Source organism: Flavobacterium sp. ACN2, from assembly GCF_002303885.1.
Classification (GTDB): Bacteria; Bacteroidota; Bacteroidia; order Flavobacteriales; family Flavobacteriaceae; genus Flavobacterium.
In genome coordinates this window covers 62639-79563 of record NZ_MRCM01000013.1, presented here as the reverse complement: position 1 = coordinate 79563, position 16925 = coordinate 62639, and the positions used below count along the sequence as shown (strand labels likewise).

General features: G+C 32.8%; 21 protein-coding genes and 4 tRNA genes. 15 read left to right on the top strand and 10 right to left on the bottom strand.

Features of this window, described 5'->3' with window-relative positions; genetic code table 11:
* The 7 genes from BSF41_RS15945 to BSF41_RS15915 all read left to right on the top strand — a co-directional run bounded on the left by BSF41_RS15945 (nt 1) and on the right by BSF41_RS15915 (nt 6322).
* Nucleotides 1–705: a 16S rRNA (uracil(1498)-N(3))-methyltransferase gene (locus tag BSF41_RS15945; RefSeq protein ID WP_095930496.1), complete on the top strand. Its 705-nt coding sequence runs from the start codon at nt 1–3 to the stop codon at nt 703–705.
* Between the two features lie 148 nt (nt 706–853).
* The gene (locus BSF41_RS15940) at nt 854–1492 is read left to right on the top strand and encodes a DUF4159 domain-containing protein (protein WP_095930495.1); all 639 of its coding nucleotides are present in this window, start codon (nt 854–856) and stop codon (nt 1490–1492) included.
* Nucleotides 1493–1603: 111 nt separating this feature from the next.
* A complete protein-coding gene (locus BSF41_RS15935) occupies nt 1604–2101 on the top strand; it encodes a TrmH family RNA methyltransferase (RefSeq protein WP_095930494.1) in 498 nt (165 codons plus the stop codon).
* A gap of 285 nt (nt 2102–2386) precedes the next feature.
* On the top strand, nt 2387–3352 hold the full coding sequence (locus tag BSF41_RS15930) for a zinc metalloprotease (protein ID WP_095930493.1): 966 nt from the start codon (nt 2387–2389) through the stop codon (nt 3350–3352).
* A 123-nt stretch (nt 3353–3475) separates the two neighbouring features.
* On the top strand, nt 3476–4567 hold the full coding sequence (locus BSF41_RS15925; RefSeq protein WP_095930492.1) for an AI-2E family transporter: 1092 nt from the start codon (nt 3476–3478) through the stop codon (nt 4565–4567).
* A 2-nt stretch (nt 4568–4569) separates the two neighbouring features.
* Nucleotides 4570–5751, top strand: coding sequence for an RsmD family RNA methyltransferase (locus BSF41_RS15920; RefSeq protein ID WP_095930491.1), 1182 nt, complete (start codon nt 4570–4572; stop codon nt 5749–5751).
* 4 nt (nt 5752–5755) lie between these two features.
* Nucleotides 5756–6322 carry a hypothetical protein gene (locus BSF41_RS15915; protein ID WP_095930490.1) on the top strand — a complete coding sequence of 189 codons (567 nt, stop codon included), beginning with the start codon at nt 5756–5758 and terminating at the stop codon, nt 6320–6322.
* A gap of 1 nt (nt 6323) precedes the next feature.
* Here BSF41_RS15915 and BSF41_RS15910 read toward each other — a convergent pair whose 3' ends face one another.
* Nucleotides 6324–6971: a M15 family metallopeptidase gene (locus BSF41_RS15910; protein WP_095930489.1), complete on the bottom strand. Its 648-nt coding sequence runs from the start codon at nt 6969–6971 to the stop codon at nt 6324–6326.
* A gap of 206 nt (nt 6972–7177) precedes the next feature.
* On the opposite strand from BSF41_RS15910, the gene BSF41_RS15905 reads away from it, so the two are divergent.
* Complete coding sequence (locus BSF41_RS15905) at nt 7178–7699, top strand: hypothetical protein (protein WP_095930488.1); 522 nt, start codon at nt 7178–7180, stop codon at nt 7697–7699.
* A gap of 98 nt (nt 7700–7797) precedes the next feature.
* Here BSF41_RS15905 and BSF41_RS15900 read toward each other — a convergent pair whose 3' ends face one another.
* Together BSF41_RS15900 and BSF41_RS15895 are read right to left on the bottom strand one after the other, a co-directional pair.
* A complete protein-coding gene (locus tag BSF41_RS15900) occupies nt 7798–8901 on the bottom strand; it encodes an acyl-CoA desaturase (RefSeq protein ID WP_095930487.1) in 1104 nt (367 codons plus the stop codon).
* 172 nt (nt 8902–9073) lie between these two features.
* Nucleotides 9074–9397 carry a helix-turn-helix domain-containing protein gene (locus BSF41_RS15895; protein ID WP_172426923.1) on the bottom strand — a complete coding sequence of 108 codons (324 nt, stop codon included), beginning with the start codon at nt 9395–9397 and terminating at the stop codon, nt 9074–9076.
* 125 nt (nt 9398–9522) lie between these two features.
* Between BSF41_RS15895 and BSF41_RS15890 the strand changes: the two genes are divergently transcribed.
* The gene (locus tag BSF41_RS15890) at nt 9523–9795 is read left to right on the top strand and encodes a hypothetical protein (RefSeq protein WP_141248157.1); all 273 of its coding nucleotides are present in this window, start codon (nt 9523–9525) and stop codon (nt 9793–9795) included.
* Nucleotides 9796–9837: 42 nt separating this feature from the next.
* Nucleotides 9838–10005, top strand: coding sequence for a hypothetical protein (locus BSF41_RS23785; RefSeq protein ID WP_172426922.1), 168 nt, complete (start codon nt 9838–9840; stop codon nt 10003–10005).
* Between the two features lie 15 nt (nt 10006–10020).
* Here the strand turns inward: BSF41_RS23785 and BSF41_RS15885 are convergent, their stop codons facing one another.
* Nucleotides 10021–10875 carry a phospholipase A gene (locus BSF41_RS15885; protein WP_250836756.1) on the bottom strand — a complete coding sequence of 285 codons (855 nt, stop codon included), beginning with the start codon at nt 10873–10875 and terminating at the stop codon, nt 10021–10023.
* A gap of 76 nt (nt 10876–10951) precedes the next feature.
* Entirely contained in the window at nt 10952–11470 is a 519-nt protein-coding gene (locus BSF41_RS15880; RefSeq protein WP_141248156.1) for an STM3941 family protein, read from the bottom strand.
* Between the two features lie 291 nt (nt 11471–11761).
* Here BSF41_RS15880 and BSF41_RS23780 point away from each other — a divergent pair, with 291 nt between their 5' ends.
* Both BSF41_RS23780 and BSF41_RS15875 read left to right on the top strand, forming a co-directional pair.
* The gene (locus BSF41_RS23780; protein ID WP_172426921.1) at nt 11762–11932 is read left to right on the top strand and encodes a hypothetical protein; all 171 of its coding nucleotides are present in this window, start codon (nt 11762–11764) and stop codon (nt 11930–11932) included.
* Between the two features lie 6 nt (nt 11933–11938).
* Complete coding sequence (locus tag BSF41_RS15875) at nt 11939–12451, top strand: PRC-barrel domain-containing protein (RefSeq protein ID WP_095930483.1); 513 nt, start codon at nt 11939–11941, stop codon at nt 12449–12451.
* A gap of 79 nt (nt 12452–12530) precedes the next feature.
* Here BSF41_RS15875 and BSF41_RS15870 read toward each other — a convergent pair whose 3' ends face one another.
* The 5 genes from BSF41_RS15870 to BSF41_RS15850 all read right to left on the bottom strand — a co-directional run bounded on the left by BSF41_RS15870 (nt 12531) and on the right by BSF41_RS15850 (nt 13558).
* Nucleotides 12531–13052 (bottom strand): ATP-binding protein, encoded by a 522-nt coding sequence (locus BSF41_RS15870; protein WP_095930557.1) that lies wholly within the window; start codon nt 13050–13052, stop codon nt 12531–12533.
* 90 nt (nt 13053–13142) lie between these two features.
* Nucleotides 13143–13216 (bottom strand) — tRNA-Arg (locus BSF41_RS15865).
* Nucleotides 13217–13295: 79 nt separating this feature from the next.
* Nucleotides 13296–13369, bottom strand: a tRNA-Arg gene (locus BSF41_RS15860).
* Between the two features lie 16 nt (nt 13370–13385).
* Nucleotides 13386–13460 (bottom strand) — tRNA-Pro (locus BSF41_RS15855).
* A gap of 14 nt (nt 13461–13474) precedes the next feature.
* A tRNA-Ser gene (locus BSF41_RS15850) sits at nt 13475–13558 on the bottom strand.
* Between the two features lie 239 nt (nt 13559–13797).
* Between BSF41_RS15850 and BSF41_RS15845 the strand changes: the two genes are divergently transcribed.
* From BSF41_RS15845 to BSF41_RS15835, 3 genes are all read left to right on the top strand, one after another.
* A complete protein-coding gene (locus tag BSF41_RS15845; RefSeq protein WP_095930482.1) occupies nt 13798–14976 on the top strand; it encodes an acetyl-CoA C-acyltransferase in 1179 nt (392 codons plus the stop codon).
* Between the two features lie 65 nt (nt 14977–15041).
* Nucleotides 15042–15803: a C40 family peptidase gene (locus tag BSF41_RS15840; protein WP_095930481.1), complete on the top strand. Its 762-nt coding sequence runs from the start codon at nt 15042–15044 to the stop codon at nt 15801–15803.
* A 16-nt stretch (nt 15804–15819) separates the two neighbouring features.
* Nucleotides 15820–16872, top strand: a complete 1053-nt coding sequence (locus BSF41_RS15835; protein WP_095930480.1) for an SMI1/KNR4 family protein — start codon at nt 15820–15822, stop codon at nt 16870–16872.
* Nucleotides 16873–16925: the final 53 nt, after the last annotated feature.

The following is a 16925-nucleotide window of genomic DNA, read 5'->3' as shown; positions in this document are numbered from 1 at the left end:
ATGCAATTATTCTTTAATCCGAATATAGACGAAACAACCGAAAGCTTCTCTTTTGACAAGGAAGAAAGCCGTCATATCATAAAAGTCCTTAGAAAAAAAGATGCAGATATTCTGCATGTGACAAATGGTTCTGGGCTATTGTTTGAAACTCAGATTACATTGGCTTCAGACAATAAATGTATTGTTGAAGTCCTTAACATTACGAATGCCGAAAAACCAAAGTTTCATTTGCACTTGGTTGTTGCTCCAACTAAAATGAACGATCGTTTTGAATGGTTTCTGGAAAAAGCTACCGAAATTGGAATTCAGGAAATCACTCCTATTTTCTGTGATCGTTCTGAAAGAAAAGTGATTAACCGAGATCGTTTTGAAAAGATCATTCTTTCGGCAATGAAACAATGCAACGAAACATTTCTTCCGAAATTAAATGAAGCTATTTCGTTTAAGGAATTTATTAAGCAAAAGCAAAATGGTTTACAGTTAATTGCACATTGCGAAGAAACCGACAAAAAATCTCTGAAAGAAGTTTTAAAACCAAACGAAGATGTTACAATCTTAATTGGTCCTGAAGGTGATTTTTCTGAAAAAGAAATTGCATTGGCATTAGAAAACAATTACAAGCCCGTAACTTTAGGAAACACGCGTTTAAGAACAGAAACAGCTGCTGTTGTGGCTTGTCATAGTGTTGTTTTTTTTAATGAATAATTAACCGCAAAGTTTGTCATTCTGAGGAACGAAGTATCTCACGCGATAGACAAAGATTGGCGACAAACGGTGAGGAATTTCTAGTGTGATCCTTCGTTCCTCAGGATGACAAAGAAGCCTTTTAAACATATAAGAGCATTAAAATTACATGAAAAAAATATTCTATTTATTATTCCTTTTTTCAATCTCTTCTTTTTCGCAAGAAATTGCTTTGCTTAAATACAGCGGTGGTGGCGATTGGTATGCAAATCCTACTTCTTTGCCTAATCTTATTAGTTTTTGCAACGCTAATATTAATACCCGCATCAAAAACAAACCTTCGACTGTAGAACCAAGCAATCCAGATTTATTTTCGTATCCGTTTGTACACATGACAGGACACGGAAATGTAGTTTTTAGCGATGCCGACGTAACAAACTTGAGAAATTATCTAAGTGCTGGTGGTTTTCTGCATATTGATGACAATTACGGAATGGATCAATTTATTAGAAAAGAAATCAAAAAGATATTCCCAAATAATAGTTTAGTCGAAATTCCAGCAAATCATCCTATTTTTCAAAAGCCTTTTCCTTTTCCAAACGGATTGCCGAAAATTCACGAACACGACGGAACGCGTCCGCAGGCATTTGGAATTTTTATAGACAATAAACTCGTTTTACTTTATACTTACGAATGTGATTTAGGCGACGGCTGGGAAGATCCAGAAGTTCATAATGATCCAGCAAACGTAAGAGACAAAGCCTTAAAAATGGGCGCAAACATTATCAATTATATTTTTACTAATTAGTGACTAGTCCCAAGTAATTAGTAACTAGTAATTCATCAATTTAAAAAAATAACGTTACATGTCAACATTATTCACTTATTACTAATCACTAATCACTTTTCACTAAAAAAAATGCAACTGACTCACGAAGAAAATCAATTTGAAAGAAAAACATTTCCCATTACTTTAGTTTGTGATCATATTTACTTTCAGCAGAATATTGGTTCTTTGTTCCGAATTTCTGAAGCTTTTGGAGTTGAAAACATTATTTTCTACGGAAAAGATATTCCGCTGACGCCTCGTAAAATCAATAAAACTTCTAGAAGCACGCATCTTCATGTAGCACATTCTGTTGTTGAAGATTTTACTGCGCTTCAATCTTTTCTACTGGATAATGATTTTGAAATTATCTCTCTGGAAATCGCTTCTAATAGCAAACCTTTAAAAGAAGTTTCTATTCCGAAAAATAAAAAAATAGCGCTTTTAATAGGAAGCGAAATCAACGGAATATCTGAAGAACTTCTAAAACTTTCTCATCAAATCGTGCATATCAATATGTTTGGCAAAAACAGCAGTATGAATGTGGTTCAGGCTGCCAGTATTGCGCTTTATGAGATTACTTCTTTATAAAAATTCTTTTTCTAGTCATTTTATTTCATTTTTAAATCAATTTAATCGTTTTAAATTATCGTTAAACGACAGATAATCACGACGAAATACATTTTAAAAACATTAAAGAAAGAAAAAACTTATTAATATTTTTTGCCTAAATTTTGTAGGAATCAGTATTTGTAAGGGTTCGTAAAATTTCTGACAAAATAATCTTTGTAATATTTTTCCACAATATTTTTTTGTTATAAAATTGCTGCAATATTTAACTAATCAACAATTTTATAACAAAAAACCCAAATTATTATGAAAAAAGTTATTATTACCACATTTGTAGCCTTAATGCTATTTGCTTGTCAAAATGACCAATCAGCAGATTCTGCAAATCCAGATGCGAGTGTTGCTTCTAGAAGAGGATGCGCAACACAAGACGTTTTAGAAGCGCAATTAAAAGCTGATCCATCTTTGGCAATCAGAATGAATGAAATCGAAACTTTTACTGTGCAACACGCTGGTACAAATTTCACAGGCCGTTTGGTAAATGGAAAAATTGAAATTCCAGTTGTAGTGAATGTTCTTTATAGAACTACTGCAGAAAATATTTCAAACACACAAATTCAATCACAAATTGATGTTTTAAACAAAGATTTTAATGCTTTAAACTCTGACTATAATAATGTGCCAGCATTATTCTCAGGAGTTAAAGCCAACATCGGAATTACTTTTGTTTTAGATCAGGTTATTAGAAAATCTACAACTAAAACTTCTTGGGGAACAAATGACGCTATGAAAAAAACAGCTCAAGGTGGACTTGCTCCAACTTCTCCAACTACAAAATTAAACATGTGGTCTTGCAACATTGGAGGCGGAATTTTAGGATATGCTCAATTTCCTGGCGGTGCTTCTTCTACTGACGGAGTGGTAATTGATTCTCGTTATTTCGGATTATCTGGTTCTGCAAATGCTCCATTTAACTTAGGAAGAACTGCAACACACGAAGTGGGCCACTGGATGAATTTACGTCACATTTGGGGAGATGCAACTTGCGGAAGCGATCTTGTTGCCGATACTCCTACTCATAATACAGCAAATTATGGAGTTCCTTCATATCCACACTACAGCACTTGTTCTGGAACACCTGTAGAAATGACAATGAACTACATGGATTATGTTGATGATGCAGCAATGTACATGTTTTCAACAGGTCAGAAAAGCAGAATCTCGGCTATTTTTACGACTGGAGGAGCTAGAGCCTCTTTTGCACAACCATAATAAAAAAAACTAAATTAAAGGCGAGATGAAATCATCTCGCCTTTTTTTTGCCAATTATTTTAGAACTCCCGAAGATTAGAAATATAAATGCTTTTCCTTATATTTATAATCTAAATTTTAAGCATGATCACGTCAAAAACTATTTCAAACGGAATTTTAAGAGCTTTAGCTACAATCTTAATAATTGGCATCATTTTATACTTTTTATATGAAATACAAACTGTTATTGTTTATTTGTGCATTTCTTTAATACTATGTTTAATTGCGAATCCGTTAGTTTTATTTTTAAAGAATAAATTAAAATTCAGCAATTCGTTGGCGGCCACCACCACCATCATCCTTTTTATATTTCTAATTGTAGGTTTCATCCTTTTGTTTGTTCCTTTAATTATTTCGCAAGCCAATAATTTAGCATTGCTAGATACTGCACATCTTCAAACCAATTTTATAGAGGCAGAAAGACACCTTGAGGAATACTTTAATATTCAGCACATTGATTTGAATAAAGTGATAAAAGATTCTAAACTTACTTCTGTTTTAGATTTCAGTTATTTTACAGGATTCATCAATTCGATAATCAATTTTATGGCCAATATGGGAATGGGATTGGTTTCTGTATTTTTTATTACTTTCTTTTTTATTAAAGATCAGGATATCTTTAAAGATCAAGCAAGAAGAATATTACCAGACTCTAATGAAGATAAAATCTTAAATTCCATTACCAAAATAAATCATTTACTGACTCGCTATTTCATTGGTTTATTATTGCAATTGATTGTTGTTTTTATTCTTTATTTAATTGTCTTGCTGATCTTTGGAAATAAAAATGCTTTTGTAATTGCTTTTTTATGTGCCATTTTAAATATAATACCATATTTAGGCCCAATTATCGGAACCACCTTGGCGGGGCTATTAACCATGATAAGTATGATCGGAAAAGATTTTCAATCAGAAATTCTTCCTACAACCATTTATGTCATTATTGGCTTTTTAGTGGTTCAGGCCATTGACAATAATGTTAGCCAGCCCATAATTTCGTCAAAAAGTGTAAATTCGCACCCATTAGAAATATTCTTGGTTATATTAATCAGCGGTATTACGTTTGGAATTGTAGGCATGATCATAGCAATTCCTGTTTTTACCATGATTAAAGTAATTTTAAAAGAATTTTTTCCTAATAATAAAATTGTCTCCGTATTAACCGAAAGAATTTAGCTTTGAATACTTCTATTTTGCATCAAGAAATACAGGAATTTATAATCCAAAATACTGGTGCAGATGTAACAAAATTGGCATTGCAAAAAAATCCGTTTCCAGAGGTGGATTGGATTTTAATTTTAAATCAAATTGAAGCCCGAACAAAGGCCAAAGAAAAACTGCCTACTTGGTTTGCTACGGAAAATATAATTTATCCGAGCAAAATATCTGTAGAACAAACTTCATCAGAGAAAACAGCGGCTTACAAAGCTTCTTTAATTTCTGGCGAATCTTTAATTGATTTAACTGGAGGTTTTGGTGTTGATGATTATTCTTTTTCGAAAAATTTTAAATCGATAACCCATTGCGAAATAAACGAAGAATTATCTGCCATTGTAACGCACAATTTTAAACAGTTAAAAGTTGAAAATTGCACTTTTCATGCTGGCGATTCTCTTCATTTATTAGAAGAAACCAATCAGAAATTTGACTGGATTTACATTGATCCTTCACGAAGAAATGACAGCAAAGGCAAAGTTTTTATGCTGAAAGATTGTCTTCCTAATGTTCCAGAATTGCTTGATTTTTATTTCGAAAAATCGGATCATATTTTAATTAAAACAGCACCGCTATTAGATATTTCAGCGGGATTGTCAGAACTAAAAAATGTAAAGAATATTCATATTATAGCGCTCGAAAACGAAGTTAAGGAACTGCTTTTTGAAATCCATAAAGGTTATTCAGGCAACGTAACTTTAAAAACTGCTAATATTCTAAAAGAAAAAACAGAAGTTTTTGAGTTTGTTTTAGGCGATCAAATCTCGTATCCTTCCTTTGATTTTCCTAAGAAATATCTTTACGAACCCAACGCCGCAATTATGAAATCTGGTGGTTTTGATGAAGTAAGCATCACTTTTCAAATGGATAAACTTCATAAACATTCTCATTTATACACTTCTGAAGATTTAATTGATTTTCCAGGAAGAAAATTTGAGATTCAAAAAGTTATTTCATACAACAAAAATGAAATGAAGAGTGAGCTGGCAAATCAGCAGGCGAATATTACGACTCGCAATTTCCCCGAGACGGTAGAAAACATTAGAAAAAAGTGGAAAATAAAAAATGGCGGTAATTTGTATTGTTTTTTTACAACTGATGTAAAAGCTAACAAAATAGTTTTAATTTGCACCAAAATAAACTAATACAATGAAACAACTAATTACACTAACTCTTTTTTTATTGACTATTACCTCATTTGCACAAAAACCATGTGAATACAGTGTAAATGTAAATGACTCAATTGGAAGCTATAAAGTAACCAATGAGTATTTAATGAGCGAAAAATATTTTGGAGGAAACTTTGATTATATTTTCTTTTCATTAGCACAAACCGACGGATTGCCAACTTTAAATCTTCAGGCTATTCAAAAAAGTAAAGATTTTATTAAGGCAAACTGTTTTGATAAAAATTCAAAAATCTTTTTACAATTAGAAAACGGAAAAATTGTAACCTTAATGCATATCAACCAAGAAAATTGCGGAACATTAATTCGTGATGATAAAGGTTTTAATAATCGTGTAAATACAGGAATTTTCATGTTCATGAAAGACAATTACGAGGAACTAAAAAAATCTCCGATCTCGATTATGCGAATAAAGTACTTGACCAACATAGAAGATTATGTTGTAAAACGAGAGTTAACATCTGAGTTAACAGGAAAGGTTACCAATCCGAATACTTATTTCATGCAAAATATTAGATGCGTTGAGTAAATCAATCGCATTTCCATTTTTGATTGGAAACTTTATCTTTTAAACCTGCTTTTAAATTATAATGCCACCACTCAGAATCAAATGAATTGAAGCCATTTTTAATCATTGTATTTTTTAAATAAGTTCTTTTTGAAAGAATCTCTTCTGAAAGCTGTTTAAAATTATGACTGGCCATAATTCCAAAAAAATCAAAAGAAGTTCCCATATCCACTTCTTTTCCTGTTATATCAACCAAAGAAATATCTACGGCTCCTCCTCTATTGTGGATGGAGCCTTTTTTTGGATCTGCAACATAAGTAGGATTCGACACAATCTCCCACATTTTTTTTTGGATATCTAAAGGTCTGTAGCAGTCAAATAATTTAATGCGGTATCCTTTCTTCAAAAAATCATTATTGGCCGCAATTAAAGCTTTTACCGTCTTTAAACGAAGCATGCATTCTGCGCAGTCGTATACTTTAGTTTTTAGAAAATTATCTTCCGTTGCATATTTCATATCATAGACAAAATCATTGCTATAATCTCTTAGGTTTACAAAAGTCGTATCTGAGATTTTAGCTTCAGATGAAGATACATAAGCTTCATTTTGCGCTTGTAAAGAGCTAATTCCGAAAAGAAAAAAAACTAAAATTTTCAAAGTGTGATTCATTCCCTAATAATTTAAAAAATTGAAATTAAACAAAAAATATTAAAAATCGATTCTTAAGGTTTCTCTTTAAAGCTAAAAATTAGTTTTTTGAGTCCGAAATCCATCATAAATTACTTTCAAAACAAAAAATATTTTTAATATCTTTATGAAAACTAGATTATTACGACTTTGTATATTAAATTATTAATTCAAAAAAAATCAGTTATATGAATTACAGAGCCACATACATTTCGACAATTATATTGAGCAGTTTACTCTTTGTTTCGTGCAAAAAAGAAAGTATTACAAGTATTCCCAAAACAGATTCTACTTCAATAAAAACAGAAGCTTTAAAAGAAGACAGCATCGTTTTGAATCCAAATGATTCTTTATATGCTTTAGCTGATAAAAGTGTTATCGGAACTCAGTTTTTGACCAAAAGCAAGTTGGCCCCAAGATTAAAAAAACTATTAGGAACTGACTATGATCAAATGGTAGCAAACTGGAATACCGAAACTCCTTTTGAGAAACAAGACAATATACTACACGCTTGGGGATGCAAACAGCACGACTGCAGCAGTTATTCGTACGATTTGTATATTGATGTTAAAAACAATAAAATTAATGTCTACAAATTCGCCGAATCAAAACTAACCGTATTTAAAGAAGATAATTTTGATATTGAAATTAAAGGCAACCTTTTAAAAGACTTGAACATTAAAAAGGAAAATATCACAAATAAAAAATAAGCGCAACGTTAAAAAAATATCGCTCCACTGGAGCAAATTCAAAAAAAAGTCTGGTTCAATAATGAACCAGACTTTTTTTATAAAATAGCTTTCAATAACTATATCTCTCCTGTAACTAAAATATTTTCTTTTACACCTTTGTTTTTCAACATTCTAAAATGAGAACGAACGGCATGATAAAATGGATATGAAGTATAAGGCAAATTATATTCTGCTGCATATCGTTTTATAATTGGCGTAATATAAGGGTAGTACGTATGCCCAACCGCTGGGAAAAGATGGTGTGCCACGTGATGCGTAAATCCGCCGTAAAGAAAATTAGCCAATTTGCTTTCTGTACTAAAATCTTTAGTTACAATCATTTGATGTACCACCCAAGTATCAGAAAGGTTTCCGTCTTCATCTGTACCCGGAAAATGTGCATCTTCATCAACGTGGGTCGAAACCAGCGCCACAACCCCAATTGCACTTCCGCATAAATGCATAGACAGCCAAGCCAAAAGAACGGTATACCAAGGCTGATTTAAAAGCATCATTGGAACAAAAAGCAAGTAAGCTAAATTAATAATCTTGGCCGCAAACATTCTGTACACTTCTTGTCTCGGAATCTTGTCGACTACTCTTTTTACATAATTATCCTTTGTGCCAAAAAAGTCTTTAAAGTCTCTAATATAAAGCCAATTTAAGCTATAAAGAGGATAAATAAACCACATGTAAATGTGCTGATACTTATGGTAATTAAACAACGGACTGTTTGGAAATATTCTAATAATATCGCTTTGTTTGATATCGACATCCCAATCGGGCACGTTTGGATAAGCATGATGCAAACTTATATGACGTCGCATCCAGAGCCAATGATTGCTCCCAAAGAGTTCTAAAACATACAAAAACCATTCATTATGCTTTGGCTTTTTGAACAAAGCTCCATGTGCAGCATCATGAAAAGCATTTATAAATAAAACAATCATTGTAATGCCAGCCAGAATATAAAAAAGAAATAGTAAGGGGGTCTGGTTGCCGAAAATTAAAATACAGACGTAGAATAAAAAAAATACTGCCAAAAGTCCGAGGGACTTTACAACATTTAACATATATAAAGACGAGTTTTTTAAGACCGTTTCATTCACTTCTAAACGCATCTTTTTAAAAAAATCATCTGTTCCTGGTTTAACATAAACAGGTCGTTTTAATTTTTCCATATTGGTTACTGCTAGAAATTGTTAACCAAATTTAATAAAAAAAAACTTAACCTCTTAGAATCGATTCAACTAAAAATCAAGTATTTCGCAACAAAAAACCACTCCAAAAAGAGTGGTTAAATTAATACTGTAAAATTTAGAATTGTTAGATATTTTTTTGGAAAACTATTTATTATTCCTCAAACTTATTGTTTGCTAATCGCAGTCTAATATCATGAATACGACCTTCTATTTCTTGCAAATCATTTAAAATAGTTTGCTTTTCATAAACTGCTCCAGCTTCATTAACCAAATTTTGCTCATCGGGAGCAAAAAGATCATTCAAATCTACATCCGGAAAGTTTTTGCTTAAGCTAAGAATAAATTCAGAACCTATATTAGCTGTTCCATGTAAATACCTTCCAATCATTGCAGGGCTAAATCCTAAAATTGCCCCGACTTCCTTCTGCTTTAATCCTTTATCCCTAAAGAATTTACTTAGTTTCTCGTGATACATCATCATTAAAATTCAAACAAAATATAGTTAAAATATATTTTTTAACATTAAAAAAAACACTAAATATAATAATATTCTTACATTTACACAGGCTAACAACCATGCCGTTAATAATTAGCAAATATATGTCAAAATTAATCAATAATAGCAATTTTAAAGAAGATAATTCTCACAATAAAAAAGCTTATGAATTTATAGATAAGCATTTACCTGTAACCTATGTTGACCTTACTATCGCTTGCATCGTCAAAAAAGGACTGCCTACTCCCCCTAAGTCATTAATTAGAAACGTAAGAAATAAAACAATATTAAGAAATGATATTTTGCTAGCGTTAGTAGAAGTTGCATATGAAAACAAACAAGCAATTGAAAAAATAAAACTTTTAACGTCTCAATAAATTTAAGATCTAGAAAATCAAATAAATCCTAACAACAATATTATGTCTTCTACGAACAATAAAAGCAAAAAGACACTTCAGTCAAAAAAAGATATTGAAAATGACCAATATAATAGTTCTATTAAATTGTACGGAATGACTTTGGAGCAATACCATCAAGGTAAAGCGATTCATTCTCAGTGTTTTGATCGGCTCAAAAAATTCAAATAAATAATTTACAGCAATTTAAAAGATACCCATTCCTTCCGGCTTAATTGTAAAACCTATACGCACCATATTAGTATGTTCCTGATAATCTATTAAACTTTCCGTGTAACCAATAAACCATTGAAGAGTGACGTAATAATTTTCATTTTTGTAAGGTCGCCAATTAAGCTGTGTCTGCAGAGATCCGTAATTAATAAGTCCGCTGCCTTTCCTAAAGAGAACATCTGCGCTCCAACGTCCCGGTTTTATCTGATAAGTTGCACTGGCTTCTCCATAACCAACATATTGTGTTAATCCTGGATTATCATCTTTATCAACAATAGGAATCCAGCCTCTTATTCCAACAATCCATCTTGGCGAAACTTGAGATTTTAATGAAAAAGCGATCATATTCCATGTTCGGGAATAAATGGAGTCTCTACCATTTGACTCGTGTTCAACTGAAATCGAACCGTATGTTAATCTCCCACCTTTTAAATAAAAAGGCCGAACAATCGCAACTCCCGGATTAAAGTTAATTTCTGAGAAAGGCTTAGAGCTCGCATATATATCCCAAAAAGCTTTTTGTGTATACATTAAGTAAGGGAAAAATCCACCCCATAAAGGCTTAGAATTTAATCTTAGTTTGAAACTAACTTGATACTTTACATCTGCAGAGTTTCTTGTTATGGGCTCATCTAAAGGAATTCCTGTCAAAAAGTAATTATCTTTATGAACCGAAAAACTATTTTCTTTCAATAAAGAATCTGCTGCTCGAAAATTCTTTTTTTCTTCAACAATTTGAGAATTGGATTTAAAAGATATTAAAATCAGGAATATTGATAAATATTTAAAATGCATTAAACGTGTAAATTTGAAGTTATTTGATGTCATTTACACTAAGTTAAGCTATTTTAATAATTAAAAAAAATAATAAACCCCACCACTTCACAATAATTTTTCTAAGATTTTATTTTTTCCAATTACTTACAAACAAGTCATAAAGAGCTTTTTCATTCATATCAATTTCTGAAGCCGAGTACATTATATTCAATTTCGAATTTTGCTCATCAAAAGCCAATTTCCAAAGAAACTTAGAAGCGCGGCCGTCATACTTTGCTACATTATCAATTGTAACGGCAACCAAAGTATCTCCTCCTACTTTATTTAATTGCAAATCGGTAACATCTTGCCACTCTATTCTCCCAAAAGCTTTGGCCAATGGAGTGGTTCTTCCAGAAAAACCATTTGAATCTATTTGAATTAAGGGAGATTTGTCTTTTATACTTCCAAGAACTTTAAGTATCAAAACAAGCATTATTAAAAGAATGGCACCAGAAGCAATTGAAAGTTTCACTTTAAATACTCCATCAAAAGTCCCAATGCCGTATAAAAGCATAATCGCTATTAAAATACTGATTCCGCTAGCATATAAAAGTAAGTTTCTGGTTTTCTTAGGATTTCGGTATAATTTTATTTCTTCATTCATGGGGCGCAGCAAAAATTTTTCGTTTGTTATTAGACTTAAAAAAAGAACAAGCAATTTACTACAAAATAATTTAAGAATATAAGAATCCCCCGTAAACATTGAGTTAATTAGAGTATTAAAAATCAATTTCAAAAATTACATTTAAAGCAACTCTGCTTACAAAACATTATCAATCAATTTTCTAGCCGACTGGGAATTGTATAACTTCTATCCGAAATTAAATACTTTCAAACGCTATCTCCATTTGTACCTTTATTATAAAATTAAATATTCATAATAAAAATAAAGGTTATGGCAGAAATTAAAATTGAGAAAAAGAAGCCAATTTGGCCGTGGATTGTAGCAGTCCTATTAATCTCAGCACTTGTATATTATGTCTTTTTGAGAGATGATCAAGTGCGAAATGAAAACAAAATGGAAATCGAAAACAATTCTAGTGTAGACAGCACAGCAAATTATTAAGAAACTATGGAAAATAAAGATAGAAATTTATACAGATTAGATGAGCTTTCTGACTATAAAGTTGCCTCAAACTATTCGGATGTAAGAGGTTGGAAAATTGTAGACGGAGACAACCGCACAATAGGAAAAATTGATAATCTTTGGGTTAATAAAGATATGCAACGAGTTGTTTATCTTGACGTTAATCTAGATAAAGGATTAATAGAAGACAGTCGTAATGAAGTGCATGATGCAATTGCGAATGAAAACGGAAAGGAATTTATATACAAAGATGGAGACAGCCATATTATTATACCAATTGGTTCTGTCAGCATAAATAAAGACACTAAAATTGTCATGGCAAACAATATTGGATATGATACATTTAGAAAAACAAGCAGATATAACTGGCAAAATGATTTTGATAGGGAGTACGAAAGAAGAGTATTGAATTCTTATTATCCTACTGAAGAATCACGCCTTGCTTCTGAAAGTAATGACGATACTTTTTACAAACGTAAAGAATTTGACAATTATTGATAAATGTAATTTGCATTAAAAACAAATCTTACAAACGAATAAAGACCAAGCATTCAAGAATGTTTGGTCTTTATTTATTTTATCCCTTTAACTCTTCTATTTTATTTTGAATTTGATTTAATCTTTCAGATAAATTTCCTTTCACTTTAATTACTTCTATCTCAAAATCATCAATTAATTCGCCAAGAAGATCATTTACCTCATATCTCAGTTCAGGCAAATTGGAGTCTGAACAAGAAATTCTATCAGGTTCTTCAATAGGAACCCATACAAAAACGTCAATTTCTTTAATTGCATTTTGAATTTTAGTAAATACTGATGAAAAATTAAGTGTATTGTCAACCGCAAGCGCATAAGCTAAAAGATCAATTGGAGAGCGGTCAAAAATAGCATCCTTATCGCTTCTCAAGATTTGCTTTAATGAATGTTCAAGCTGGATCATATAATCATCGGCGGTAGGCATTTCAGAAAAAGCAAAACCCATTTCCTGTAATTCAAAGTATGGCTCTGGATAAAACTCATAATCAGGAAAAGATTCATGTAGTTTTTCTGCCAATGTTGTTTTACCAACCAAATGAGCTCCTAGTATTGCTATTCTCATGTCATTAATGTTTTTTTTACCATCAATAACTAAAAATAAATAAAATACGATCAAAAACAAAAAAAGCCACTCGATTTGAGTGGCTTTTTGTGATCCCAGAAGGATTCGAACCTTCGACCTACGCATTAGAAGTGCGTTGCTCTATCCAGCTGAGCTATGGAACCTTTACTTTAAAATTTCTAAGAATAGAAATCAAAACGCTATACATAAAACAAAAAAACCACTCGATTGAGTGGTTTTTTGTGATCGCAGAAGGATTCGAACCTTCGACCGCCTGCTTAGAAGGCAGGTGCTCTATCCAGCTGAGCTATGCGACCATTATTTCAATTGTAGTCGGGGTGGCAGGATTCGAACCTGCGGCCTCCTGCTCCCAAAGCAGGCGCGATAACCGGGCTACGCTACACCCCGAGGCAAAATTTAAGCGGAGAGACAGGGACTCGAACCCTGGCGACGGTTACCCGTCGACAGATTAGCAATCTGCTCCATTACCGCTCTGGCACCTCTCCTTGCTAGTGGAATTGCTTCCGTTTTGCGAGTGCAAATGTATAACAACATTCCTTTTCTCACAAGCTTTTTTTTGAGTTTTTTTAGTTTTTTTTAATCTTTTTTCAAAACCACTTAACAATCAAACAAATAGAATTAACAAAAAATTCACCTTAAATTTAAAATCAACCCTATTCAATACAAAATTTGAATTTATTCAAATAAACATTAAATTTGCTTACTAACTATTATTAAACAGAAAATGAACAAAAGAGTTGTTATCGTTTCTGCCGTTAGAACACCTATCGGAAGTTTCATGGGCGGGTTATCTAGTGTACCTGCACCAAAATTAGGAGCTGCTGCCATAAAAGGAGCGCTTTCAAAAATTAATCTTGACCCAAAATTAGTCGATGAAGTTTTCATGGGGAATGTAATTCAGGCGGGAGTTGGACAAGCACCAGCGCGCCAGGCTGCATTATTTGCCGGATTATCAGAAGAAGTTGCTGCTACAACAGTAAACAAAGTATGTGCATCTGGAATGAAAGCTGTAATGTTTGCTGCGCAAGCAATTGCATGCGGTGATGCTGAAATTGTAGTTGCGGGCGGAATGGAAAGCATGAGCTTGATTCCTCACTACGTTCAAATGCGTGCCGGAAATAAATTTGGTCCTGCAACTATGTTGGACGGAATGCAGAAAGATGGCTTAACAGATGCTTACGACAACAACGCAATGGGAGTTTGTGCTGATTTATGTGCATCTGAATATAAAATTAGCCGTGAAGAACAAGATGCATTTGCAATTCAATCTTACGAAAGAAGTGCAAAAGCGTGGGACGCTGGAAAATTCGACAATGAAGTTGTTCCTGTTGAAGTACCGCAAAGACGTGGTGAACCTGTTATATTTTCAAAAGATGAAGAATATACTAACGTGAAATTAGATAAAATTCCATCTTTAGCACCAGTTTTTACAAAAGACGGAACTGTAACTGCTGCAAACGCTTCAACAATTAATGACGGAGCAGCTGCTTTAGTTTTAATGTCTGAAGAAAAAGCAAACGCATTAGGTTTAAAACCTGTAGCTTACATAAAAGGCTATGCAGATGCTGCACAAGAACCAAAATGGTTTACAACAAGTCCAGCAAAAGCATTACCAAAAGCTTTAGACAAAGCAGGAATTTCAATCTCAGATGTTGATTATTTCGAGTTTAACGAAGCTTTCTCTGTTGTTGGATTAGCCAATGCAAAAATATTAAACCTTGACAACGATAAAGTAAACGTAAACGGTGGAGCGGTTTCATTAGGACATCCTCTTGGAGCTTCTGGAGCGCGTATAATCGTAACTTTACTGAATGTTTTAGAACAAAACAATGCAAAAACCGGAGCAGCTGCAATTTGCAACGGCGGCGGCGGCGCATCGGCAATTGTTATCGAAAGAGCTTAAAACAATATCACAAAAAATCAGGAGTAAATACAGCTCCTGATTTTTCAACTTATAAATTTCCTTAAATGTTTGGAATTTGCAATTTAGCCATAGTACCCGTTCGAGCTGAAGCCAGCGACAGAAGTGAAATTGTCACACAGCTTTTGTTTGGCGAGCATATCGAAATTTTAGAACGCAAAAATCAATGGGCACGAATTAGGATTCAGTTTGATGACTATGAAGGCTGGGTAGATTCTAAGCAATATCAGGAAATTACCAAAGAGCAATTTGATCTTTTGAGCAAAGAGTCGATTATTTTAAATGCAGATTTAATTGATTACATCACGGCTCCAAACAATCTCCTGCTTCCAATTCCGCTTGGAGCTTCATTATCCTTTTTAAACAACAGCGAAATCAATATTTCAAACTTCGATTTCGAAGGAACCAAAACCAGTGGCATCAAACCTAAAAGCGCTTTAATAAAAACGGCTTTTATGTATTTGAATGCTCCCTATTTGTGGGGAGGAAAAACCCCTTTTGGTATTGATTGTTCTGGTTTTACTCAAATGGTTTATAAATTGAACGGCTATAAAATTCATCGTGACGCTTCTCAACAAGCGCTTGAAGGAGATCCTTTAAGCTTTATTGAAGAATGCGAACCAGGCGATTTAGCTTTCTTTGATAATGACGAAGGAAACATTACCCATGTCGGAATCATCATGGACAACAATTACATCATTCACGCAAGTGGAAAAGTTCGTATTGACCGTTTGGACCATACTGGAATCTACAATCCAGAATTAAACAAACACACCCATAAATTACGCGTAATCAAAAAGATTATCTAACCCTCAAAAAAGCAAAATGACAAAACTTGAATTATCCAAAACAGGCTTTCAGATTAATAACCTAAACATCGAATTCCCAATTGATATCTCAGTTTTAAAACAAGCTTTAGGAAATTACAGATATCTAAAAAAACAATATAACCACATCTATACTTGGGATGAGCTTGGTATTATGGCGTTTTCTAAAGAAGGAAACAAAGTCGAAAGTTTGTCCGTTGAATTTGAGGTTAGAGAATATGATTATTGCGCAAAAAGCATCTTTGCAGGAGAGTTTATTTTTGACGGACAAGAATTATTTCAATACTACGAAGACAACAAAAATCAGCTTGTAAAGCTTTTTAAAGGAGACCGAAGTGGAGCTTTTATCCTTAACGGAATAAGTGTTTGGTTTGATAAAGAAGATGGCAAAATTACGTCTCTGAGCATTTCCGCTTCCGAAGAAAAAGAAAAGAAAATCACTGCAGCTATTGACCCTGAATTCAAATTATTTCAACCCTTATGGCAGGAATGGATTTCGGAAATCAATAAAATTGTTTCAACAAACAACGATTATTACAATCTTACAGAAGGAATTTCTGAAGAAGACATTCAAAAACATATGGAGCTTGAAAATGATATTACTATACCGCCAGCTCTTGTAAATTTTTATAAAGTTAAAAATGTAGATTATGACCCAGTAACGGCTGTTTTTCAGTTTGGAGTAAACAATTGGAGCTATGATTTAATTCCGTTTGAAGATATTGCCGAAGAATGGAATTCTATCCAAGATTTACAATTTGACGAAGAAGACTTACCAGAACAAGAAATAGATTTCGAAAAAATACAAACCAATAATTATGCTAACCCAAAATGGATTCCGTTTGCTACAGGAAGAAATGGCGATTATTTGCTTTACGATACAGATCCCGCTTCAAAAGGAAAATTTGGACAGATTATAGAGCTCCAAAATGAATCTTGGGACAGAAACATCGTAGCTGATTCTTTAGAAGAATTAATCCAAAATGAAATCCGCAATCTAAGAGCAGGTAAAACGGAGCATTTTGATTTTATTATTGGAAAAGAAGATTAAAGTACTAAAGTACGAGTACAAAACTGATTCGCTTTGCAAAAACGCGAGTTTAT